This is a genomic window from Hymenobacter sp. YIM 151500-1 (genome assembly GCF_025979885.1).
GTDB lineage: Bacteria > Bacteroidota > Bacteroidia > Cytophagales > Hymenobacteraceae > Hymenobacter.
This window is the reverse complement of sequence record NZ_CP110139.1, coordinates 1,858,821-1,882,862: the sequence shown is the minus strand read 5'-3', so window position 1 is coordinate 1,882,862 and position 24,042 is coordinate 1,858,821. Positions and strand designations below refer to the sequence as shown.

Genomic DNA, 24,042 nt, shown 5'->3' with positions numbered 1-24,042 from the left:
TTATTCTGACCGACGCACCGGGTCAGAATGACTCGGTTGCGTTTTGCGGGAGGGCGGGCAGGGCAGTGTAGGTGGTTGACGTACAATACGCTGCGCTTCGCAGCTCCACGCTGGCATAACGGTTGGGTAGGGCAGGCACGAGCCTTCAGGCAATTTGGCGCGCAGCCAGATTGCGGCTGGCCTTGCCGCGGCGCAGCCGCGCCTGGCAAGGCCTCGGCCGCGCGCCGGGGGCGTTTACCTAACCAACACCCCATGATTTCTCCTGCCGAAACTGCGACCTACCTGCTGGAAAGCCTGCCCGAGCTGGGCCCGGAACTGCAAACTCCAACTACCGCCGCAAGCGTGTACCAGCAGCTCGGTTGCTTTGCGGCCTTCACCCGCACCGCAGCCCACCAGGGGCGCCTGGCCCTGCTGCGGCGCTGCTTCGAAACGGCCGACCACTTGCTCGACCGGTGCGACGCCGGCCTGAGCCGGGCCGTGGAAAACGTGTACCTGCACTGCCTCCACCTCGACGGCAGCACCCACCACACCCAGCTGGCCCGCCAGTTGATGCCCGCCCGCCTGTACCGGGCCTACCATGCTCCCCACGCCAACATGCTGCCCTAACGGCCCCAGCCCTTCACTCAGCCTTCCCGCTGCCCATGCTGACGACCCTGCTCCTGACCGCCGCCGGCTGCACCGGTTTCTGGCTCTTCTATAAATCGGTTGATTTTTTCGAGCGAATCTGACCCTCCGCCTATCCTGCTTTCCGCCATGATGATTGCCCTGTTTGCGCTGTCGGTGGTCACGTTCTGCTACCTCTGCTACGTGCTGCTCAAGCCCGAAAAATTCTAATCATCCCACCCCAACTCCTCCTCGGTAGGAAGAGGCTCTAGTTCTTAGTTCTAGCTTTTTAGAAAACTAGTTTTTAAAACTAGAGCCCCTCCCCCGCAGGGGAGGGGTTGGGGTGGGGCTCAACTTCCACTCATGCTCAACGAACTACTCAGCATCGGCGCTATTTACTTGCTCACGCTGGTGCTGGCCCTGCCGCTGGGGCGCTACCTGGCCCGCGTGTTCCGGGGCGAGAAGAACCTGCTGGATTTTATGCGGCCCCTGGAAAGCGGCCTGTTTCGCCTCAGCGGCATCGACGCCCGGCGCGACATGACCTGGCAGCAGCACCTGGTGGCCCTGCTCACCATCAACCTCGTGTGGTTTCTGCTGGCCATGCTGGTGCTGAGCACCCAGGGCAGCCTGCCGCTCAACCCCGACCACAACCCTTCGATGACGCCGGACTTGGCTTTTAATACGGCCATTTCCTTTCTGGTGAACTGCAACTTGCAACACTACTCCGGCGAAACCGGCCTCAGCTATTTTTCGCAACTCTTTGTTATCACCTTTTTGCAGTTTGTGAGTGCGGCCACCGGCATTGCGGCGGCCGTGGTGGTGTTCAACGCCCTGCAAACCCGCGCCACCGACCGGCTGGGCAACTTCTACGACTACTTTGTAAAAAGCCTGACGCGCCTGCTGTTGCCGGGTTCCCTGCTGGTGGCCCTCCTCCTGGCCTTCAACGGCACGCCCATGACCCTGCAAGGCAAGCAGCCGCTCGTTACCGTGCAGGGCGACTCGGTGGCGGTGAGCCGCGGGCCGGTGGCGGCCATGGTGGCCATCAAGGAGCTGGGCACCAACGGCGGCGGCTTCTTCGGGGCCAACTCGGCCCACCCGCTCGAAAACCCCAACTTCCTCACCAACGCCGTCCAGAACATTGCCCTCGTCATCATTCCGGTGGCGATGGTGTTTGCCCTGGGCTTTTACCTGCGGCGCCCCCGGCTGGCCTACATGGTATTCGGGGTGATGACCGTGGGCTTCCTGGCGCTGCTGGCCCCGGCCGTGTACTACGAGCTGCACGGCAACCCCGCCATCAGCGCCCTGGGCATCGACCAAACGCTGGGCGCCCTGGAAGGCAAGGAAATGCGCTTTGGGGCAGCGGCTTCGGCCTATTGGGGCATCACCAATACCGTCATCAGCTGCGGCTCGGTGAACTCCATGCACGACTCGCACATGCCCCTGACGGGCATGATGGAACTGCTGGGCATGATGACCAACGCCTTTTACGGGGGCTGCGGGGTGGGCCTGCTCAACTTCTTCGCCTACCTGATTATTGCCGTGTTCATTGCCGGCCTCATGGTGGGCCGCACGCCGGAGCTGCTGGGCAAGAAGATCGAAGCCCGCGAAATGAAAATTGCCGTCATCGTGACGCTGCTGCACCCGCTGCTGATTTTGGCCGGCACGGCGCTGGCGGCCCACACCTACGTGGGCAACCCCCAGGCGTACGCCGGCTGGCTGGCCAACCCCGGCTACCACGGCTTTTCCGAAATGCTCTACGAATTCACCTCCTCGGCCGCCAACAACGGCTCCGGCTTCGAGGGCCTCGGCGACAACACCCCGTTCTGGAACATCAGCACCGGCGTGGTGCTGCTGCTGGCCCGCTTCCTGCCCATCATCGGCCCGGTGGCTATTGCCGGCCTGCTGGCCCGCAAGAAGTACGTGCCCGAAGGCGCCGGCACCCTACCCGCCGACACGGCCACCTTCGGCGTGATGGTGCTGGCCGTCATCGTCATCATTGCCGCCCTGGCCTTCTTCCCGGCCCTGGCCCTGGGCCCCCTGGCCGAGCATTTCTCCCTGTATTAGCTCTAGTCGCCTCACCCCCTAGCCCCCTCTCCGAAAAGGAGAGGGGGGATTAGCTCTAGCTTTTTAGTCTTCGTCTTTTCGCCAAGTACACCCTCCGAACTAGCTCTAAAAACTAAAAGCTAGTTCCCCCTCTCCTTTTCGGAGAGGGGGCTAGGGGGTGAGGCGCCCGACAGAACTTCTCATGTCTACAAAAGAACAGTCCCTTTTCCAGCCCGCGTTGGTTTCCGAAGCCATCAAGCAGGCCTTCGTGAAGCTCGACCCGCGCACCATGTTCCGCAACCCGGTGATGTTCACGGTGGAAATTGGGACGGTGGTAATGCTGCTGGTGACGCTGGGCCTGCTTATAAATCCCGACCCGGCCCAGGGCTCGTTCGGGTACAACTTCACCGTATTCATGGTGCTGTTTCTGACCTTGCTGTTTGCCAACTTCGCCGAGGCCATTGCCGAGGCCCGCGGCAAGGCTCAGGCCGAAAGCCTGCGCAAAACCCGCGAGGAAACGCCCGCCCGCGTGGTGGACGAGCGGGGCACGGTGCGCACCATTTCCTCTTCCCAGCTCCAGAAAGGCCAGGTGTTCCTGGTGGAAGCCGGCGAGATTATCCCCACTGATGGCGAAATCATCGAAGGGCTGGCCACGATTGACGAATCGGCTATTACGGGCGAGTCGGCGCCGGTGATTCGGGAGGCGGGCGGTGACAAATCCAGCGTCACGGGCGGTACCAAGGTGCTGTCGGACCGCATCAGGGTCGTCGTCACTACCCAGCCGGGCGAGTCGTTTCTGGACAAGATGATTGCGCTGGTGGAAGGCGCCTCGCGGCAGAAAACGCCCAACGAAATTGCCCTCACCATCTTGCTGGCGGGCTTCACGCTGGTGTTCGTCATTGTGTGCGTGACGCTGGAGCCCTTTGCCCGCTACGCCCACGCGCCCCTGGCCATTGCCTCGTTTATTGCCCTGTTCGTGTGTTTGATTCCGACCACGATTGGCGGCCTGCTCTCGGCCATCGGCATTGCGGGCATGGACCGCGCCCTGCGTGCCAACGTCATCACCAAAAGCGGCAAAGCCGTGGAAACGGCCGGCGACGTGGACGTGCTCCTGCTCGACAAAACCGGTACCATCACCATCGGCAACCGCAAAGCCACCCACTTCTGGCCCGCGCCGGGCATTACGGAGGCGCAGCTGGTGGAAGCCGCCACCCTGGCCTCGCTCACCGACGAAACCCCCGAAGGCAAGAGCATTGTGGAGCTGGCCGGCGAAACCCGCCGCCTCGACGCCGCCGCCCAGCAGCGCCGCCTGCAAGGGGCTGAGCTAATCAAGTTCACGGCCGAAACCCGCTCCTCGGGCGTGACCCTGGCCGATGGCACCCGCATCCGCAAGGGCGCCTCCGACGCCATCCGGCAGCTGGCCCAGCGCGCCGGCCAGGCCTTCCCGTCCGAAGCCACCCAGCGCGTCGATGCCGTGGCCTCGAACGGCGGCACTCCGCTGGTGGTCAGCGAAAACGACCGGATTCTGGGCGTGGTGGAGCTGCAGGACATCATCAAGCCCGGCATTCAGGAGCGGTTTGAGCGCCTGCGCCGCATGGGCATCAAAACGGTGATGGTCACCGGCGACAACCCGCTCACGGCCCGCTTCATTGCCGAGAAGGCCGGCGTCGATGACTTCATTGCCGAAGCCAAGCCCGAGGACAAGATGACCTACATCCGCCGCGAGCAGCAGCAGGGCCGCCTAGTGGCCATGATGGGCGACGGCACCAACGACGCCCCCGCCCTGGCCCAGGCCGACGTGGGCGTGGCCATGAACTCGGGCACCCAGGCCGCCAAGGAAGCCGGCAACATGGTAGACCTGGACAACGACCCTACCAAGCTCATCGAAGTGGTGGAAATCGGCAAGCAGCTGCTCATGACCCGCGGCACGCTCACCACCTTCAGCATCGCCAACGACGTGGCCAAGTACTTTGCCATTGTGCCGGCCTTGTTCATGGTGGCCATTCCGAGCCTGGGCGCCCTGAACATCATGGGGCTGAAGTCGCCGCAGTCAGCCATTCTGTCGGCCGTGATTTTCAATGCCGTCATCATCCCGGCCCTGGTGCCGCTGGCCCTCAAGGGCGTAGCCTACCAGCCCATCGGGGCCTCCGCCCTGCTGCGCCGCAATTTGCTCGTCTACGGCCTGGGCGGCGTTATCGTGCCCTTCATCGGCATCAAGGTCATTGACTTGCTGGTAGGGCTGTTTTTGTAACGGGTTGAAAAACAATAGGAACGTCATGCTGAGCGGAGGCGCAGCCGAAGCATCTCTACCGCTTCGTTGCATTAGTATTTGATTACCTCAGTAGAAATGCTTCGGCTGCGCGGACTTCAGATGGAGCATGACCGCCTTTCAAAATAACACTACCATGAAAAACCATTTGCTCCCTGCTTTCCGCCTTACCCTGGCTCTGCTAGTGCTGTGCTGCATCGTGTACCCTGCGCTGGTATGGGCCGGCGCCCAGCTGGCGCCCGGCGCCGGGGCGGGCGTCACCATCAGCCACCAGGGCCGCGTGGTGGGCTTTGCCAACGTGGGCCAGAAGTTTAGCCGGCCCGAGTACTTCAACACCCGCCCGTCGGCGGTGGACTACAACGCGGCCGGCTCGGCGGGCTCGAACAAAGGCCCCAGCAACCCCGAGTACCTGGCCACGGTGAAGGCCCGGCTGGATACGTTTCTGCGGCAGAACCCCGGCGTGAGCCGGGCCCAGGTGCCAGCCGAGCTGCTCACGGCCTCCGGCTCCGGCCTCGACCCGCACCTCTCGCCTCAAGGGGCGCTGGTGCAGGTGGCGCGGGTGGCGCGGGCCCGCGGCCTGGAGGCCGGCCGGGTGCGGGAGCTGGTGGCGCAGCATACGAGCGGTGGCGCTTTCGGTCCAGCTACCGTACACGTGCTGCGCCTGAACCTGGCGCTCGACCAGCTTTCCACCCGTTAACCTCCTTTCTATGCCAACTACCGCACGTCTGCGGCTGCGGGCGCACCGCCACTTCCGCCGCGCTTTCCGGCCCGTCTACCTTTTTCTGCTGCTGGGTGTGCTCTGGCTGCTGCTGGAGCTGGCCGTACTGGCTTCCTTTTAGAATATCCCTTTTTTCTCTTCTCCCTTCTCTATGCAACACGTTTCCCAACCTGCCGCCTTCGGTAAAAAGCTGACTGCCCTGCTGCTGGCGACGGGTGCTGCCCTGCCGGCCCTGGCCCAAACCACCGAAACCCGCCCCGGTGCCCAGCGCCCCACCGCCGACACCACCACGGCCACGCCCGCCAAAGTGCCCTTCGACGGCTACGACCTGACCTGGGTGAACGGCCAGAACCGCCAGCGCAACTTTCCGCTCCAGCTTAAAGACCAGAACGGCGAAACCATCCTCACCGGCGTGGCCCTCGTGGATGGCTACTTCAACTACAACTTCGCCAACCCGATTGACAACACCCAGACGATTTCGGCCGTGACCGGTCGCCACAAGGAGTTTTCCCTGGCTCTGGCTACCATCGGCATCGAGTCGAACTACAAAAACGCCATCGGGCGCCTGTGGCTGCAAACCGGCTCCATGCTGCACGTGGTGCAGGAAACCGACGGCTCGGTGCTGCGCGGGCGCAACACGGGCACCGGCAACCTGAAGTTTATCCGCGAAGCCGCCGCCGGCTACCACTTTAACAAGTGGTACGGCATCAACGTAGAGCTGGGCATTTTCATGAGCTACATCGGGCTGGAAAGCTACGTGATGCAGGAAAACTGGAACTACCAGCGCAGCATGGTCTGCGACTTCACGCCGTTCTATTTCCAGGGTGCGCGCATTCAGGCTTTCCCCACCAAAAACCTGAAGCAGGAAATCTGGATTCTGAATGGCTGGCAGACCTACAACTCCTTCAACCGCGGCCCCGGCGTGGGCTCCAGCACCTACTACCGCCCCTCTGAAAACCTGCAGCTGGTGGCCAACTTCTACCTGGGCAAGGACTCGCGGCCCGGCACCGACTCGCTGAGTTTAGGTCGCGCCGCTTACCCGCGCCGCGTGCGCTTCCACCACGACAATAGCATCGTGGCGCGCTACTACAAGAAGCCGGCCGGCCAGCTGCGCGGCATCACGCAGGCGGGCTTCAGCCTGAACACGCATTACGGCTTCGAGGACGGGGGCGGCGGGCTGCCACGCGAAGACGCCTACATGTTCGGCTCGTCGCTGGCCAACCGGGTGTGGTTTGCCAAGAATAAGGCCGCTTTCACCGCCCGCGTGGGCTTCGTGACCAACCCCTCGCGCTACCTGAGCTTTAATCCTTCGGTGGTGGGCTTTACCGACCCTGACATCAGCAAGCTGACGGCCCGCGAAGCCACCGGCACGCTGGACATCATGCCTTCAGACTTCGTGACCTTCCGCCTGGAGTACCTGCACCGCCGCGCCAACGTACCCTACTTTACGGGCCGCGGCGGCACCACCTCGCCTACCGGCTACGTGGACCAGCCCCTGCCCGCCAACTGGCAGCCTGACCTGCGCAAAACCGAGAACCGCATTATCGGCTCGGTCAACTTCCGCCTGTAACTGCTGCCTGCCTCACCGGCGCCGGCTCCTCCGCGGGCAGGTGCCGGTGAGCAAGTAGGCCCTTCGATTCGCTCACTGTTTCAACCCGTTATCATATGGCACGCACGCTCAAATCAAAGCTCGGGCTGGGCCTGGGTTTTCTGTTTGTGATTATTCTGCTGTTGAGCGGGGTAGGGGCCTACTTCCTGCTGCAGTTGGCCCGCAGCTCGGAAGTTTCGCTGCAGGACAACTACCGCTCCGTGGCCTACAGCCGCTACATGGCCGACGCCCTGGCCGACATGCGCGAGGCCCGGCCCGCCGGCAGCCAGCCGGCGTCGCCGGCCTATGCGCAGGCCCGCCAAACGTTTACGCGCTACCTGGCCGCCGAGCAAAACAACATCACTGAGCCGGGTGAGCGGGAACTGGTAGACTCACTGGCCACTGCTTTCCGGCAGTACGAAGCGGCGCCCGGCGCCGAGGCTGCCGGCTACCAGCAGTTGCGCCGGCACATAGCCCGTGTGGCCACCCTGAACCTGCAGGCCATTGAGAAACGAAGCGCCGCCACCCGCCGCATTGCCAACCGCACCATCGGCACGCTGGGGCTGCTGGCGGCCGTGGGTATTTTGATTACCCTTTCGTTTATTTTTTCTTTCCCCGATTACCTGGCCCGCCCCGTGGAGGAGCTGACGGCCGGCATTCGGCGCGTGGCCGGCGGCGACTACGCCCAGCGCCTGCCTGTGCGCCCCAACGACGAGTTTGCGCCCGTGGCACAGGCTTTCAACGAGTTAGTAAACCGCCTCGAAGGCTACGAAACCGCCGATGGCACGCCGCGTCTCACCGCGCAAGGCCCTCTGGAAGTAGTAACCAGCCACCAGCGCCCAGGCCAGGCTTCGGCCGCTGCCGCACCCGCCGATGCTGAGCAGCGCCGCCTAGTAGAACAGCTGCTCCAACAGTCGCGGCAGTTACAACGTACGGCCGAACTGCTGCAGCGTGGCGCGAGTGCGCCGGGTACCAGCTAGAGCCGGATACTCCGGTCGGCTGCCTGCCTATGTTGGTTGCGCAGATTATAAGTATCCCCGCTTTTTACATGCAACAATCTACTCCTGGCTCCTCATCTACCCTGCACACCCGTCTTACAGCGGCCGGCACCCTGGTGGCCCTGGGCATCGTGTACGGTGATATCGGCACCTCGCCGCTCTATACCGTGCGGGGCGTGTTCGTGAAGCAGCCCGTAACGGAAACCGTGGTGCTGGGTACCATTTCCTGCATCATCTGGACGCTCACGCTGCTTACCACCGTAAAGTACGTGCTGATTGCCCTGCGCGCCGACAACCACGGCGAAGGCGGCATTCTGGCCCTGTACGCCCGGCTGCGGCGCCTGCCCACGCGCCGCCTCTACCTGGTGGCCGTGGTGGGCGCGGCGGCCCTGCTGGCCGATGGCATCATCACCCCGCCTATTTCGGTGGCCTCGGCCATTGAAGGGCTGCGCATCCTCAAGCCCGACCTCGACACGGTGCCCATCGTGGTGGCCATTCTGGTGGCGCTGTTCGCGTTTCAGCAGTTCGGTACGCAGATTATCGGCCGGTTTTTCGGGCCGGTGATGACCGTGTTTTTCACCATGCTGGCCGTGCTGGGCATTACCCATTTGGTGCAGGAGCCGAGCATCCTGCGCGCCTTCAGTCCGCACTACGCCTTGCAGATGCTCACGCAGGTGCCGGGTGCGTTCTGGCTGCTGGGATCCATCTTTTTGTGCAGCACCGGCGCCGAGGCCCTGTACGCCGATATGGGCCACGTGGGCCGCAAAAACATCTACGGCTCCTGGACCTTTGTCAAGATTTGCCTGCTACTCAACTACCTGGGCCAGGGTGCCTGGCTGCTGCGCCACCAGGGCGCCCCGCTGGGCGAGAAAAACCTGTTCTTTCTGCTCATCCCGGAGTGGGCCCTGCTGCCGGCCATCATCCTGTGCACTCTGGCCACTATCATTGCTTCGCAGGCCCTGATTTCGGGCTCGTTTACGCTGGTGATTGAAGCGTTGCGGCTGCGGTTCTGGCCCAAGGTGCAGGTCAACTACCCCACCGAGCTGCGCGGTCAGGCTTACGTGCCTAGCCTGAACTGGCTGTTGTGCGCGGGCTGCGTGGGCGTGGTGCTCTACTTCCGCGAGTCCGGCAACATGGAAGCCGCTTTCGGGCTGGCTGTTACCATTACCATGCTCATGACCACCGTGCTACTGGCCTACTACCTGATGATGCAGCGCGTGAGTTGGGTGTGGATTGCGGGGCTGATTGGGCTGTACCTCGTTATTGAGGGCGCCTACCTGGTGGCCAATCTGGCCAAGTTCACCCACGGCGGCTGGCTGAGCGTGCTGCTGGCGGGCGTGCTGCTGGTGGTGATGCTGAGCTGGATTGCCGGCCAGCGCATCCGCAACGAGCTGACCGAGTTTACGTCCCTGGCCGAGTACCTGCCCCTGCTCAAAGAGCTGAGCAACGACCAGACCGTGCCCAAGTACGCCACGCACCTGGTGTACCTCACCAAGTCCGATGACCCGCGCCGGGTGGAAAACGGCATCATCCACAGCATCTTCAAGAAGCGCCCCAAGCGGGCCGACGTCTACTACCTCGTGCACGTGCACACCACCGACGACCCCTACACCCGCCGCTACCACGTCACACACATGTTGCCCAACGAGCTGGTGCGCATCGACTTCTACCTCGGCTTCCGCGTCGACCACGCCCTGAACTACATGTTCCGGCAGGTAGTCACGGATTTGGTCCAGAACAAGGAAGTGGACATTACCTCCCGCTACGAAAGCCTGCGCGGCCAGGACATGGCCGGCGACTTCCAGTTCATCATCCTCAACAAAACCCTGCCCTACGAATACCTGCTCCACGGCTGGCAGCGCCTGGCCCTGCGCCTGCACGGCTGGCTTAAGCGCCTGGGCTCCTCCGAAACCGAAAGCTTCGGCCTCGATAACAGCACCTACACCGTAGAAAACGTGCCGCTGCACATGCCGCCCCGCCCGGAGCTACAGTTGCAGCGGGACTAACCCCACCCCGGTCCACGGTGTATCTTGGCGGCCATGAAGCTACATGTACTCGCCCTTTCTCTTTTCCTCACGACTGCCGCTCCGGCCCTGGCCCAGCAGGTGCCGGCCCCCGATACGGCCCGCGCCGTGAGCCCTGTGCCGCCCGCCACCACCCAGGCCGAAGCCAAGCCCGACTTTTTCGGCTACGTGGGCGTGTACTACGGCTACGACTTCAACAACCCCGCCGACCTGCGCCGGCCGGGCTTCATCTACTCCGAAAACCTGCACAACCAGATTGCCGTCAACATTGCCCTGCTGGGGGCGCGCTACCAGGGCGAGCGGGTACGCGGCACCTTCGCCATCCAAACCGGCTCCTACCCCGACGCCAACTACGCCCCCGAACCCCAGATTTTCAAGAACATCTACGAGGCCTGGGGCGGGGTGAAGCTGGTCAAAAACCACAGCCTCTGGCTCGACGCGGGCATCTTTCTATCCCATATCGGGCTGGAAGGGCCTATTTCGCGCGACGACCTGACGCTGACCCGCTCCATCATGGCCGACAACTCGCCCTACTACGAGGCCGGGGCCAAGCTCACCTACGACACGGAGAAGAAGTGGCTGTTTTCGGCCTTGGTGCTCAACGGCTGGCAGATTATCCGCGACCAGAACCAGAACATGGCCGTGGGCACCCAGGTGCAGTTCCGGCCCACCAGCAAGTGGCTGCTCAACGCCAGTACCTTCCTGGGTGAGGGCCGCAACGAGCCCGATTCCATCGGTCGGCGCCTGCGCTACTTCCACGACTTCTACCTGACCTACGACCCTAATGAGAAGTGGAAGCTGGCCGGCGCCGTGGACGTGGGCTGGGAAGAAAAGGGCCAGGGCCGGCGCGGCTACCGTCGCTGGCACGGCGGCGCCCTGATTGTGCGCCGCCGCCTGGGCCGGAAAACCGCCACCGTAGGCCGCCTCGAATACTACCACGACCCGGCCGGCGTGCTCACGGCTACGCCGGCCGGCGGCCTGCGCACCACCGGTTACTCCCTGGGCTTCGACTATTACCCCGTGCCCCGCGTGATTTTGCGCCTGGAAGGCAAGCAGTTCCGCGCCCCCAACCAAGCCTTTGAGCGCCAGGACAACCTAGTGCGCACCAACACCACCCTCACCGGCCTGCTGGGCCTGACGTTCTAGGATAGGAGGTGATGGGGTGGATGGTGATGAGGTGACAGGTAGAACGTGACAGGTAACAGGTTACGCCAAGAACGGTCATGCTGAGCGCAGCGGAGCGGAGTCGAAGCATCTCTACTGCTTCGTCCTCACGTCAGGAGTTACCCCCGGTAGAGATGCTTCGACTCCGCTCCGCTGCGCTCAGCATGACGTTCTGCTTGGCATCATTCACCTCATCACCATTCACCTCATCACCTCCCCATGACCTCAGCCGAAGAAGACGTGCGCGACCAGTCGGCTGAGCGGTTTTTGCGGCTGGTGCAGGAGCGGCGCCGTGGCCGGCTCAAGGTGTATCTGGGCTTGGCTGCCGGCGTGGGCAAGACCTACCGTATGCTGCAAGAAGCCCGCGACCTGCGCCAGCACGGCGTAGACGTGGTGCTGGGCTACGTGGAAACCCACGGCCGCTCCGAAACCGTGGCCCAGCTGCGCGACTTGCCCACGGTGCCCCGCAAAACGCTGTACTACAAGGGCCGCGCCCTTGAAGAAATGGACCCGCAAGCTATTTTGCAGCGCCGCCCGGCCGTGGTGGTGGTCGATGAGCTGGCCCACACCAATGTGCCGGGCTCCAAGAACGAGAAGCGCTGGCAGGATGTGGAAGAGCTGGTGCGGGCCGGTATTTCGGTGATTACGGCCGTGAACGTGCAGCATCTGGAAAGCCTGCACGACCAAGTGCTGAAGATTACGGGCCAGGACGTAACCGAGCGGGTGCCCGACCAGGTGCTGCGCCAAGCCGACGAGGTGGTGAACGTCGACCTGACCGTGGGTGAGCTGCGGGCCCGCCTTGAAGAAGGCAAAATCTACGACCCGCAGAAGGTGCCGGCCGCTCTCAACAACTTCTTCCGGGCCGAAAACCTGCTCCAGCTGCGTCAATTGGCCGTGCGCGAAGTCGCCAACCTGCTCGGCCGCCAGATTGAAACTGATGCCGGTGGTGCCCAGCCCATAGCCCCCGAGCGCCGCAACCAGGACCGCCTGGTGGCCTGCATCAATGCCAACGCCCCGGCCGCCCGCGAAATCATTCGCAAAACCTCCCGCCTCGCCGACCGCCTTTCGGTGGCGGCCTGGTACGTGCTTTACGTGCAGCGCCCCCGGGAAGCCGCCGACCGCATCGGGTTGGCCCAGCAGCGCCACTTGCTCAACAACTTGCAGCTGGCTACGGAGTTGGGCGGCCAGATCCTGCGCGTGAAAGCCCAGGGCGCCATCGTGGACGAAATCATGCGCGTAGCCCAGGAGAAAAAGGCCAACCTGCTGGTGTGCGGCGTCACGGGCGAGAAAAGCCTGTGGGAGAAAGTCACCCGCCGCGGCGTCACCCAGGACCTGGTGCGCGCCGCAGCCCGCTCCGGCCTCGACATTGACGTGTTTCTGGTGAGTTATTGAAGGAGGGGCCTAGGGACTTGGGGGCTTAAGGACTTGGCCTTTATTCACCGTGACAGAGCCAATGAAATTTCCCTAACCCCCAACTTCTAAGTCCCCAAGCCCCTAAGACCCTAAGTCCCTAAAAAATGTCCCTCAAAACCAAAATCACGCTGGCATTTCTAACCATGCTGCTGTTGCTGGTGGGCGTGAGTGCGTACACGCTGTACTCGCTCAACCGCCTCGACCGTAGCTCGCGCAACGTGCTCCAGGACAACTTTTACTCCGTGAACCTGGGCCAGCAGATGCTGCGCGCCTTGGACCGGATGGCCGCCGCGCCGCCGGCCGGGCTGCCGCAGTTTCGCGCGGCCCTCACCCGCGAGGCCGGCAACATCACCGAGCCCGGCGAGCGGGAAGTGGTGGACAGCCTCACGGCCACCCTGGCGGCCTATGAGCGGAATCCCGGCCCCGCGCTGGCGGGCCGGCTGCGCGGCCAAACCTACCGCATGATTGAGGTAAATACCCAGGCCCTTACCCGCAAAAACGAAGCGGCCAACCGTGCCGCCACCCAGCAGAGCCGCTACGTGCTGGCCATGCTCACGTTTGCTTTGCTCGTGTCCCTGATGTTTGTGCTGAGCGTGCCCGAAGCCGCCGTCAGCGGCCTGCGCAAGCTCTCGGCCAGCATCGACAACGCCGCCCGTCAGGACTTCTCGGCCTCGGTGCCGACGGAAAGCCACGACGAGTTTGGGGCCGTGGCCCGGTCTTTCAACCGCCTGCTGGTGCAGCTCCAGGACTACCGCGCCTCCACGCTGGCCCAGCTCCTGGCCGAGCGCAACCGCGCGGCCAGCATCGTCAACAACCTTGATGAGGGCCTGGTGCTGATTGACGAGCACCGCCGCGTGCTGCTGGCCAACCCCGTGGCGGCTCAGCTGCTGGCCCTGCCCGTGGAGCGCCTGGTGGGCCGCCCCGCCGACGAGCTAGCCCAGGAAAACGACTTGCTGCGGGAGCTGCTGCGCCACCTCGACGTGCCGGCCGCCCGCCGCGCCCAGGAGGCCGCGCCCCTGCTCACGCTGGCCCAGAACGGCGAGGAAGTGTACTACCGCCTGGCCATCAACGACGTGGTGAGCTTCAACCAGGCCCTGGACAAGATGGAGTTCGTGGGCTCCATCCTGACGCTGCGCAACGTGTCCGACTTCAAGCGCCTCGACCAGGCCAAGTCGAACTTCCTGGCTACCGTGTCGCACGAGCTGAAAACGCCCCTGTCCAGCATCAACATCAACCTGCGCCTGCTCCAGGATGAACGCCTGCCCGCCGAGGAGCGCCAGCGCGTGGCGGCCAGCATCCGGCAGGAGGTGCAGCGCCTCCAGCGCATGGTGGGCGAACTGCTCGACGTGGCCCGCCTCGACGCCGGGGCCGGCATCCAGCTCGACCTGCGCCCCACCGACCTGGCCGAAGTGGTGCGCTTTGCCACGGCCACCGTGCGCGCCCAGCTCGACGACAAGCGCATCCGGCTGGCCCTGGAGCTGCCGGCCACCCTGCCCGCCGTGCGCGCCGACGTCGAGAAAACCACCTGGGTGCTCATCAACCTGCTGGCCAACGCTATCCGCTACTCGCCCCCGGAGGAATTCTTGACCGTGCGGGCCGACGCCACTGGCGGCGTGGTGCAGGTGAGCGTGCAGGACCGCGGCCCCGGCATTGCCGCCGAGCACCACGACCGGATTTTCCAGCGCTTCGCCCAGGTGCCCGGCCCGGCCGGCTACCGGGGCGGCTCGGGCCTGGGCCTGAGCATTGCCCGCGAGTTCATCACCACCCAGGGCGGCCGCCTGTGGGTGGAAAGTGAGCTGGGCGCGGGCAGCACCTTCCACTTCACGCTGCCGGCGGCCAGCTAGCCGCCAGCCGGCGGCCCCCACAGCGTTGCTCCGCCTGCCCGGCCCTTCCCCTGAGGTCGAGCCGGGCAGGCTGGCCCCGTATTTGCCCAGGGCGCCGGTGCTGAAAATACGCCTGCCGGGCTAAGCTGAACCTAACTTTTTGGGGTGAGCCGCGTCAAGCTGGTAGGGAAGCTGTTTGGAAAGTTGAAAGACCGTCCTGCTGCATCCAGCCTCCGCGCCGCCAAAAACCGCAGAGATGCTTCGGCTGTGCTCGGCGGCAGGCTGTGCCGGCACGTTTTGGCCGACTTCCTGAGCTGCTTCACTGAAGGCTTCTTTTGCTTTGCCCTATTGCCCTATTGTATGATTCGAGTAGTTCTGGTGGATGACCACGCTATCATTCGAGACGGAGTCCGGTCCTTGCTGCAAGATGAAGCCGACCTGACGGTGGTGGGGGAGGCGGGCAACGGTCTGGAGCTGCTGGAGCTGCTGGCCCACACCAGCGCCGACGTGGTGCTGATGGACATGAACATGCCCGAAATGAACGGCTTTGAAACCACCCGCCGCTTGCAGCAAAGCTACCCAAACGTGCGCGTGGTGGTACTGTCCATGCTCGACCACGAGCAGTACGTGCGGCAAATGCGGGAAGCCGGGGCCGCCGGCTACGTGCTCAAAAGCGCGGGCCGCGACGAAATTGTCTACGCCATTCGCACGGTGGCCGCTGGGCGCCAGCACCTCTGTCCGGAAATTGGATTGACCCTGCTCGACAAGCTCCGCGCGCTGCACAATACGAGCGACCATAACCCCGAAGGGAAGCCGCCCGGCCTGCTGTCGAGGCGCGAAACGGAGGTGCTCAAGCTGATTGCGGAAGGCCTCACCACCAACGAAATAGCCGACCGGCTGTTCACCAGCAAGCGTACCATCGAAACCCACCGCCAGAACATCATCGAGAAAACCCAGGTCAAAAACACCGCCGCGCTGGTGAAATACGCCGTCACTCAGGGCCTGATTTCGTGAAGAGCAGCAGCGGCGCCCCGCACTGCCGGGCCCCGCCGCAATGTGCACGGCGCGAGATAAATACGGAGAAAAAATACGGATAAATCGCACCTGCAATTCCGCGTTTCAGAGGGTGATAAAGCCAGCAGTAGCTCGTAGCTTTACTACCGGACAGATGAGGGGCAACCCACAACTGACGGGAAAGTCATGGAGACGAGGATGTTGAAAATCTATGCGGGCGGACACCGCGGCACCGCGGCCCTGAGGCTGCAGGGCCAGTGCTGCAACGGCACAGATGCAGCGTACTTGCAGGAAGCTATGCAGCAGGTGCTTACGGAAACCCCTGGCACCCAGGTCTGGATTGACTGTGAGCAGCTGGAAAGCCTGACCTGGCAGGGCCAGCGGGCCTTGCTGAACGCCGACCAGCTGGCCCGGACCAAGGGCGTGGTGGTGTACTGGTGCGGCATCCCGGCCGTGGTGCGGGACAAGCTGGCGGAAAGCGGCCTGCTCAGCCTCTTGCAAATTGCGGCTACTACCGCCTACCGGGGCGTACTTACCCTGCTGGAACCCACCAACCGGCCTTCGCTGGGCTCATTCGGCATGTAAGCCGCCGGCCCGGCCGCCCCAGGAAAGGCGGGAGCTACGCCCCCAATAGGGCAACACACCGCTACGGGCGCCATTCCCTGTTTTGCTGAAAGCCCCCGCCGGGCAGCACCTGACGTTCAGAAACGAGGGGTGTCGCCCGGCGGGGGCTTTCGGTGTTTCACCGCTGCTGTTCGGTGCTTTTCGCCGGGCTGGCTCTTCAGTTGCCACGTTAGGGCAGAAGATTTACGTATAGAGTGCCGATGAAGCTATTGGTTGGCTGAGGATGAGGCCAAAGCAAAGAAAGCCGAACCACTGAAACCTAAACCAGTAAGCGTGCCTTTTACCCAAGGCAGCTGGTGACTTCTTAATCAGCTGCACCTCTTCCACCAGCTTTTCCCCGATATTACAAAGGCTTGGTATACCTCCAGCACCAGCCTTCGGCTGGGCCGGGCAGGCTTTCCGTTCTTTTCCCTCCTTCCAATTCCCCTCCTGTATGTTGAAAGTTGCTCCGGCCTCCGAGGCCTCGCCCCCGACCGGGCTATCAGCGCCCGGTCCATTCTGGAAAACGCTGGGCAAAGACGCGCCGGCCGGCCTGGTGGTGTTTCTGGTGGCGCTGCCGCTGTGCCTGGGCATTTCCCTGGCGTCGGGGGCGCCGCTGCTGTCGGGCATCATTGCCGGCATTGTAGGCGGGGTGCTGGTGTCGTGGGTAAGCGGCTCGGCGCTGAGCGTGAGCGGGCCGGCGGCCGGCCTCACGGCCATCATGGTCAGTGCCCTCCAAACCCTGGGCTCCTTTGAGGCCGTGCTGGCCGCCACCGTCATTGCCGGGGCGGTGCAAATCGGGCTGGGCCTGGCCAAAGCCGGCATCATCGGGCTGTACTTCCCGTCGTCGGTTATCCGGGGGATGCTAGCTGCCATCGGCCTCATTCTTATCCTGAAGCAGATTCCGCACCTACTGGGGGCTGATACCGACTACTTCGAGGATATTTCCTTTCTGGAGTTCAACGGCCAGAACACGTTTACGGCCATTGCTTCCGCCGCCCAAGCCATCAGCTGGGGCTCGGCGCTGGTGGGGCTGCTGTCGCTGAGCCTGCTGCTGGTGTGGGAAAGAACGGCTGGGAAAAGCCGCGGCTTTCTGCGGCTGGTACCGGGGGCGCTGGTGGTCGTGGTGCTGGGCATTGGGCTCAACCACCTGCTGGGCTCGGTGGTGCCCACCATCCGCATCCGGCCCGAGCACCTGGTGCAGCTGCCGGATATTAATTCCTGGCAGGATTTTCTGACCATCTTCACCCTGCCCGACTGGTCGGCTTTTGCCCGGCCGGCCACCTACACCGTGGCCCTCACCATTGCCATTGTGGCCTCCCTGGAAACCCTGCTCAGCGTGGAAGCTGTGGACAAGCTCGACCCGCAGAAGCGCGTGACGCCCACCAACCGGGAGCTGCTGGCCCAGGGAGTGGGCAACCTGTGCAGCGGCCTGCTGGGCGGCCTGCCCATGACGGCCGTTATTGTGCGCTCTTCGGCCAATATCAACGCCGGGGCCCAAAGCCGCCTTTCCGCCTTCATCCACGGTTTGCTCCTGCTGGCCAGTCTGCTGTTTCTGGCTCCCTTGCTCAACGAAATTCCGCTGTCGGCGCTGGCGGCCGTGCTGCTGGTGGTGGGCTACAAGCTCACCAAGCCGGCTTTGTACCGCAACCAGTGGCGCCTGGGGTGGCAACAGTTTCTGCCCTTCATCGTCACCATCATTGCCATCCTCTTCACCGACCTGCTCAAGGGCGTCACCATTGGCTTGGTAATCGGCATCTTCTACATCCTGAAGGCCAACTACGAGTCGGCGTTTTACCTGCACGAGGCGGCCACCGACCAGCCCGACACCATCCGGCTTCAGCTTTCCGAGCAGGTATCGTTTCTGAATAAGGCCAGCATCATTAAGGTGCTGAACGAGCTGCCGGCCAACTCCCGCGTAGTCATCGACGGCACCGGCTCAGCCTTTATCGATTACGACGTGCTGGAGGCTATTGAGAACTTCCGCTTGTCGGCGCCCGGCCGGGGCATCACCCTGGAGCTGCGCGGCATTCCGCAGGTGGAAGTGCTGGGCCACTAAGCCGGCCGCCAGCCCGGCAGCTGAGCCAGGGTTTTTCATTGTTCACGTCACTTACTTCCCACTCATTCAATAATATGCAACACATTCTGGAAGGAAACCGCCGTTGGGTAGAGTCCAAGCGGGCCGAGGACCCACAGTATTTCGAGAAGCTGGCCCAGGGTCAGAAGCCGCGCTACCTGTACATCGGCTGCTCCGATTCGCGGGTGCCGGGCAGCGCCATTACCGGCACCGTGCCGGGCGAAATGTTCACCCACCGCAACATTGCCAACCTGGTAGTGCCCACCGACATGAACCTGCTGTCGGTGGTGCAGTACGCCGTGGAGGTGCTGAAAGTGCAGGTTATTCTGATAGTGGGCCACTACGGCTGCGGGGGCGTAGCGGCGGCGGCCAGCAACAAGCAGCACGGCCTCATCGACAACTGGCTGACCAACATCCGCGACGTGGTGCGCCTGCACGATGCCGAGTTGCAAGCCATCGACGATGAAGAGCAGCGCCTGCGCCGCCTGGTGGAGCTGAACGTCATGGAGCAGGTGCGCAACCTGACCAAAACCAACATCATCCAGAACGCCCGCAAAGGCCCCAACCCGCCCCAGATTCATGGCCTCGTCTACGACCTCAAGGAGGGTCTTCTAAAGGCGCTGGTAACCGATGCCGAAGAGGTGCTGGCCGATATAGAGCGCATCTACGCCACCGAAGCCGAGCAGCCCACCACGCAAGGGTAGAAAGCCCGAAGCTGATTTACAAGAAGCTGACTTCCGGGAAGAGGCGGCGCCAAAATCGGATACTCTTTGCTGGCTTTCACGCCGCTGCCATCAGCAGGGGATAGTGCCGGAAAGAATACGCTTTTACTGTGAAACCGCCGTAGCCATTGGTTACGGCGGTTTTTTGTGGCGGCTGGTGCTTACTCCACCACGAGGCGGCGGCTTAGGGGCCGGCCTTGGGCTGTGGCGCGCAGCACATACAAGCCGGTGGGCAGCCCGCGCACACTCAGGTAGGGGGTGCCGGTGGGGTAGCGGCGCACCACCCGGCCCAGGCCATCGAGCAGGGTCACGTCGGTCAGAGCCGGGGCGTCGCGCAGGTGCACAGTTTCGCGGGCCGGGTTAGGGTACAAGGCCAGAGCAGCAGCGGCGGGGGTGGCGGTGGTGGCCGCCAGCGGCGTAGACCGGGCGCTGCTGTACAGCGGCACAACCACGCCAATGCCCCGGCCCGTTAGCTGGCCGCGGCCCAGCGTGTACGTGCTGCCCCCGCGGGTTTCGCGAATGTGGGTTGCGTAGTCGGCCCCAGCGGAATAGGCCACCGTCACAAACGACAGCGACACTTCCGAATCGGTCGAGGTGAAGGCTACGTCGGCACTGCTTACGTTGGTTGCCGGGTACAGCAGGCCGCCGAGCAGCTCGGTTTTGCCCCCGCCTTTGGTTTCAATCACCGTATCGCCGCCTTCGGTCTTCAAGCCCAGAATCCAGAGCCGGCCGCCGTCGTTGGTGATTTTCTGGGCCCCGCCCTCGGCGTTGTACTGGCGGGCCCACACCTGCTGGCCCGGCCCGAAGTACCACTGCCCGGCTACGGCGTTTTCGATAAACAGGGGCCCGGCGCCGGGCAGGCTGCGGTAGGCATATTTACTTTCGCCCACGCTCACGTCTTTGAGCACCACGGCCCGCGTGGTGGCGTTTTCCCAGCCCACGAGGCCAGGCTGGGGCGAGCCTTGGTGCAGCTTGTCGATGCCAAAGCCCTCGAAGATAACCGGAGTGGCCGCCGCGCCCTGCACCCGGAACAGGGCCTTGGGGTTGGCCGCATCAGGAAAGGCGGCCCAGGTGGGAGCCAGCGTGGTGCCGAAGCCGATAACCTTGCGCACCGTGGGCGGCACCAGCAGCGTACCCGAAATAAAGCAGCGCCCGGCCGGCAGGTACACCACTGGCTTGCCCGAATTCAGCGCCGCCTGCACGGCCTGGAAGTCGTCGTTCCAGTCGCTGGAGCTAAGGTTGGCGCCGTAGTCCACTACATTGGCCCAGTTGGTCAGGGTGGGTTCGTCATACTCGGGCGTGTCCTGCACCGGCAGGTTCAGCGTGGCCCCCGAGCCGCCGGCCCCCGGCGTGCGGGCCGGCTCCGAGGTGTACTCGGCCAGGGTGACGCCCGGCACTACGGCGCCGCCCGAAGCCAGCGCCGAGCGGTAGCCGGCGGCCCGCACGTTGCGCAGCAGCAGCTTGCCGGTATTCTCAATGGCGCTGACGCCGCCCGCCCCGCCTTGCAGGGCCGCATCAACCAGCACCACGAAGCCATTGCCCCCGGCGTTGTTGAGCACGGCCGGCACCGAGTTGGTGCTGCGCAAATCCCGGATGAACAAGGCGTTGTCGACGTTGCGGATGCCCGCCTTGCTCTGGCCGCTGAGCGTAATGTGCTCCAGGGTGATGCTGTACTGAAAGTGGTCGGCCTGAATGCCGTACTCGAAGCCTTGCACCGTTAGATTTTTCACCAGGCAGGGGCCCGGCCATTTGCGCAGCAAGCTCAGGCCCGTGAAGCCGCTGCCCCGGATGGTGACGTCGCGCACAGCGCCCACGTTATTGCAGAGGTAGTCGAGGCCGATGGCGCCAGCGTTGCCCTGGCCTACATCCACGGTCAGGTGCTGCACGTAGTTGCTGAAGGCTTCGTTGCCTTCGCCCAGGCCGGGATAGTCCTTGCCACCACCGTAGGGCTGCTCCACAAACAGCGACGAGGCGGTGTACACCACGGCCCGCGGCGTAGCTGGGGCGTTGTAGCCCGCGGCATTGTCTTTCAGCTTGATGATGGTGCTGGCCTGGCTCTGACCAATCAGGCGCAGCCCGCAGTTCCACTTGCCGTCGGCGCTTCTGGCTTCGAGGCGGTTGCTGACCAGGTAGGTGCCCGCGGGCAGGTAAATCGTGCGGCCCAGGTTATCAGTAATGGCTTTTTGCAGGGCCTGGGTGTCGTCGGTGGTGCCGTCGCCCTTAGCATTGTAGGGGGCTGCTTTCACGTTTACCACGCCTGCGCCGGCCGGGTACACGGTGGTTTGAGCCTGCCCCCGGCCAGGCAACAGCCATAGCCAGGGCCACAGCAGGAGGAGAAAGAAACGGTGCTTCATGCGGTTGGTTGGTGATGGAAGAGCAGAAAGCCCCGTCGGCAGATGCCCAAGCTGTAGTATAACTTTTAACAGATGGGTACAAGCCGGTGAGGAGCAACTTAAAGGTAGCCAGCCGCCGCCAACCCAGGCCCTAGTTTGCATACCGTAGAGGTGTAACTTTTTGGCATTGAATCAAAAGGGCGAGCTGCTTCGGCTAAACGGTTGCTACGTGGCAGGCAGATTTCAGGAGTAGTAGCATTAGGTGGTACACACTGCTTTCAACTGAAAGTGAAAATAAAAATTGAAATATTATAATTATTCTTGTTGCTGCATATTGTCAGAGCCGCGCTTTCGGCCAAGAAGCTGTGGGGGAGTTCACTAGCATGTTCTGCCAAGGCGCCTTGGGCAACCTCTTGAAACGCCTATGAGCAGAAAGCAGACACGAGCAAGCCGCCCCGCTGCCTGGGCGGAGGGCGCGGGACAAAAACGACAACGGCCCCACGCCACCAACCAACACTTGCTGCGCCACCTGGCAGAGCAGGGCAGCCGGGCGCCGGAAGCGGGTTGTAGCAATGGCTGGCTGAGGAAAATACGGCCAGGAAAGTGCTTACTCTGCCGGGCGGGTGAAGGCAATGAGCAGGGCGCCGGCAGCCATCAGGGCAGCGCCCAGCACTACCTGCCAGGTAATCTTCTCCTTGAGAAACAGCACCGCCAGCACAATGGAAAACACCAGGGAGATTTTGTCGAACGATGAGGTGCGCGAGGCTGGCCCCAGCTTCAGAGCCTGAAAGGAAAGCAGCGACGACAGACAGGTAATAACGCCGGCCGCTACCAGAAACAGCCAGGTGCGCCGCTCCATCTGGGCCACCTGCGGTAGGTGCCCCTGCCAGGCCACCACGCCCCAGGCCACCGCCACAATCAGCACCGACTGCACGGCAAACGCCACGCTCGGCTCCACGTTTCTCACGCCCACTTTCGACAACGTGACCACCACGGCCGCCGCCACGGCTGCCAGCAACGAGAAAATCCACCACATGCCGCAATCAGGAAAAAGAATGAGTTCAGACCTACGTAACAACGCCGGCCGCCGCCGGAAACGTGCCTGGTGGCTGGCGCGGCCGTGCGTATCTTCGGGGCCGGATTTCCCGGCTGCTCCGGCGCAAGCCGCCGCTGCTGCCTGGCCCGCCTCTGCATGAAACTACCCAACTACCTGCCTTACCGGGCTGCCGCCGTCGGCGCGGCGCTGCTGGTCAGCGGGCCGGACTTCAGCCGCGCCCAAACCACCCCACCGCTGCCCGAGCCGCCCGGCACGGTACGCCTGGCCGATAACCTGTTCGTGGACGAAGCCGAGGTAGCCAACCTACACTGGCTGGAGTACCTGCACTTCATCCGCCGTGACTCCTCGGCGCAGTTTTTCCGCAGTCAACTGCCTGATACTACAAAGTGGGTTTCAACAAGCGTAGACACGGGGCAAGCAGTACAGCCTTTTTTCTGGATTCCAACTAACCGTACCAACCCCATAACCAACATTACCCACGAGCAGGCCCGCGCCTACTGCCGCTGGCGCAGCGCCGTAGTCAGCCGCGGCTACTTCCAGAGCGCCGCCTTCCGCAAGCAGCACCCCGAGCTGCGCGACTACACCGTGACCGTGGAGTACCGCCTGCCCACCGAAGCCGAGTGGGAGCAAGCCGCCGCCGGGGGCCTGCCGCCCGGCCCGCGCCCGTTTGAGCTAGTCCAGACCCGGCCCACGCGCAAGTCCAAACCTCTGCCCCTAACCGCCGCCGACGACCTCGTGGCCTGCCTCGACGCTCAGCACCTGCCGCACCCGGCCGCGGAAACCGCTTACGAGCTGCCCTTCAATCTGAAAGAGAACTACTACCTGGCCGGCTCCAACCAGGTGTTTTTCTGCGCCCCGGCCAGGGAAACCTTTCCGCTGCACGCCGCCACCAGCGGCCCGCCCAACGGCCTGGGCGTGCTGCACGTCATCGGCAACGTGGCCGAAATGACGGCCACGCCCGGCCTGGCCAAGGGTGGCTCATTCAAAACTTCAGTGCAGGGCCTCACCCTCCGCAGCCGTCAGCCCTACCAGGGCCCGCAAAACTGGCTGGGCTTCCGCTGCGTGGCCACCGTGCGCCTGGTGCGGAAGTAGGTTTTCTCAAAGACGCTGACGGCTCATCTCTTCCGGACAAATGAACTCTACTGTCACGCCGTGGCGCTGCAGTGCCGCCAGGTCCTTATGCCAGTCGGTATCGGTGGCGTTGACAATGGCCGGGCGGGCCGGATGGGTAAGGGCCAGCGCCACAAATTTGCGGTCCGAGGAGTCGAAACCGGCTAGGTCAGAGTCGGTGGGGAAGGCGGTGAAGCTGCCGTCGGGGTCGGTTTGTAGTGGGACCTGCTCACAGCGTGCCGGATTGTTGCGCTGGCGTAACGCCCATAGATAGAAAGCATCTCCTGGGCCTGGTTGACCAATGGAGTTCAGGTTCCTGTCATATTCATTGAGGATGATAAATGCAGTATCCAGCACCAGTATTTCGCCAGCCTTAAGCTGCTCAAGTCGCTCCGCTGCGGCCTTAACGCAAGCCGGGCCTGCATCAGATTTTCCATTTGCTGTAACAGGTACGTTCGTATCAATAATGTAATGCATCGGTTT

General features: G+C 63.4%; 20 protein-coding genes. 17 read left to right on the top strand and 3 right to left on the bottom strand.

Going from position 1 to position 24,042, the window contains the following annotated elements; genetic code table 11:
- Positions 1-252: 252 nt before the first annotated feature.
- The 16 genes from OIS53_RS07790 (at position 253) to OIS53_RS07715 (ending at position 19,041) form a co-directional block, all read left to right on the top strand.
- Positions 253-606 (top strand): DUF7674 family protein, encoded by a 354-nt coding sequence (locus tag OIS53_RS07790; protein ID WP_264681834.1) that lies wholly within the window; start codon positions 253-255, stop codon positions 604-606.
- Between the two features lie 99 nt (positions 607-705).
- Entirely contained in the window at positions 706-834 is a 129-nt protein-coding gene (locus OIS53_RS07785) for a potassium-transporting ATPase subunit F (RefSeq protein ID WP_264681833.1), read from the top strand.
- Positions 835-966: 132 nt separating this feature from the next.
- Complete coding sequence (gene kdpA, locus OIS53_RS07780; RefSeq protein WP_264681832.1) at positions 967-2,667, top strand: potassium-transporting ATPase subunit KdpA; 1,701 nt, start codon at positions 967-969, stop codon at positions 2,665-2,667.
- Between the two features lie 181 nt (positions 2,668-2,848).
- A complete protein-coding gene (gene kdpB / locus OIS53_RS07775; protein WP_264681831.1) occupies positions 2,849-4,897 on the top strand; it encodes a potassium-transporting ATPase subunit KdpB in 2,049 nt (682 codons plus the stop codon).
- A 154-nt stretch (positions 4,898-5,051) separates the two neighbouring features.
- The gene (gene kdpC / locus OIS53_RS07770) at positions 5,052-5,612 is read left to right on the top strand and encodes a K(+)-transporting ATPase subunit C (protein WP_264681830.1); all 561 of its coding nucleotides are present in this window, start codon (positions 5,052-5,054) and stop codon (positions 5,610-5,612) included.
- 10 nt (positions 5,613-5,622) lie between these two features.
- Positions 5,623-5,754 (top strand): hypothetical protein, encoded by a 132-nt coding sequence (locus tag OIS53_RS07765; protein ID WP_264681829.1) that lies wholly within the window; start codon positions 5,623-5,625, stop codon positions 5,752-5,754.
- Positions 5,755-5,784: 30 nt separating this feature from the next.
- Positions 5,785-7,203, top strand: coding sequence for a porin (locus OIS53_RS07760; protein WP_264681828.1), 1,419 nt, complete (start codon positions 5,785-5,787; stop codon positions 7,201-7,203).
- A gap of 95 nt (positions 7,204-7,298) precedes the next feature.
- Positions 7,299-8,201, top strand: a complete 903-nt coding sequence (locus OIS53_RS07755) for a HAMP domain-containing protein (protein WP_264681827.1) — start codon at positions 7,299-7,301, stop codon at positions 8,199-8,201.
- 68 nt (positions 8,202-8,269) lie between these two features.
- Positions 8,270-10,225 (top strand): KUP/HAK/KT family potassium transporter, encoded by a 1,956-nt coding sequence (locus OIS53_RS07750; protein WP_264681826.1) that lies wholly within the window; start codon positions 8,270-8,272, stop codon positions 10,223-10,225.
- Between the two features lie 33 nt (positions 10,226-10,258).
- The gene (locus OIS53_RS07745; RefSeq protein ID WP_264681825.1) at positions 10,259-11,389 is read left to right on the top strand and encodes a porin; all 1,131 of its coding nucleotides are present in this window, start codon (positions 10,259-10,261) and stop codon (positions 11,387-11,389) included.
- Between the two features lie 237 nt (positions 11,390-11,626).
- Positions 11,627-12,799, top strand: coding sequence for a sensor protein KdpD (locus OIS53_RS07740; protein WP_264681824.1), 1,173 nt, complete (start codon positions 11,627-11,629; stop codon positions 12,797-12,799).
- 125 nt (positions 12,800-12,924) lie between these two features.
- The gene (locus OIS53_RS07735; RefSeq protein WP_264681823.1) at positions 12,925-14,664 is read left to right on the top strand and encodes a HAMP domain-containing sensor histidine kinase; all 1,740 of its coding nucleotides are present in this window, start codon (positions 12,925-12,927) and stop codon (positions 14,662-14,664) included.
- Positions 14,665-15,003: 339 nt separating this feature from the next.
- Positions 15,004-15,657 (top strand): response regulator, encoded by a 654-nt coding sequence (locus OIS53_RS07730; protein ID WP_264681822.1) that lies wholly within the window; start codon positions 15,004-15,006, stop codon positions 15,655-15,657.
- Between the two features lie 186 nt (positions 15,658-15,843).
- Positions 15,844-16,242, top strand: coding sequence for an STAS domain-containing protein (locus OIS53_RS07725; RefSeq protein WP_264681821.1), 399 nt, complete (start codon positions 15,844-15,846; stop codon positions 16,240-16,242).
- Positions 16,243-16,714: 472 nt separating this feature from the next.
- Positions 16,715-18,319 (top strand): SulP family inorganic anion transporter, encoded by a 1,605-nt coding sequence (locus OIS53_RS07720; protein ID WP_264681820.1) that lies wholly within the window; start codon positions 16,715-16,717, stop codon positions 18,317-18,319.
- Positions 18,320-18,393: 74 nt separating this feature from the next.
- Positions 18,394-19,041, top strand: coding sequence for a carbonic anhydrase (locus OIS53_RS07715; RefSeq protein ID WP_264681819.1), 648 nt, complete (start codon positions 18,394-18,396; stop codon positions 19,039-19,041).
- A 179-nt stretch (positions 19,042-19,220) separates the two neighbouring features.
- Here OIS53_RS07715 and OIS53_RS07710 read toward each other — a convergent pair whose 3' ends face one another.
- Entirely contained in the window at positions 19,221-21,413 is a 2,193-nt protein-coding gene (locus tag OIS53_RS07710) for a glycosyl hydrolase family 28-related protein (protein ID WP_264681818.1), read from the bottom strand.
- A gap of 586 nt (positions 21,414-21,999) precedes the next feature.
- Positions 22,000-22,428 (bottom strand): EamA family transporter, encoded by a 429-nt coding sequence (locus OIS53_RS07705; protein ID WP_264681817.1) that lies wholly within the window; start codon positions 22,426-22,428, stop codon positions 22,000-22,002.
- A 156-nt stretch (positions 22,429-22,584) separates the two neighbouring features.
- Between OIS53_RS07705 and OIS53_RS07700 the strand changes: the two genes are divergently transcribed.
- Positions 22,585-23,541: a formylglycine-generating enzyme family protein gene (locus OIS53_RS07700; RefSeq protein WP_264681816.1), complete on the top strand. Its 957-nt coding sequence runs from the start codon at positions 22,585-22,587 to the stop codon at positions 23,539-23,541.
- Between the two features lie 6 nt (positions 23,542-23,547).
- Here OIS53_RS07700 and OIS53_RS07695 read toward each other — a convergent pair whose 3' ends face one another.
- Positions 23,548-24,036, bottom strand: coding sequence for a hypothetical protein (locus tag OIS53_RS07695; RefSeq protein ID WP_264681815.1), 489 nt, complete (start codon positions 24,034-24,036; stop codon positions 23,548-23,550).
- Between the last annotated feature and the right edge of the window lie 6 nt (positions 24,037-24,042).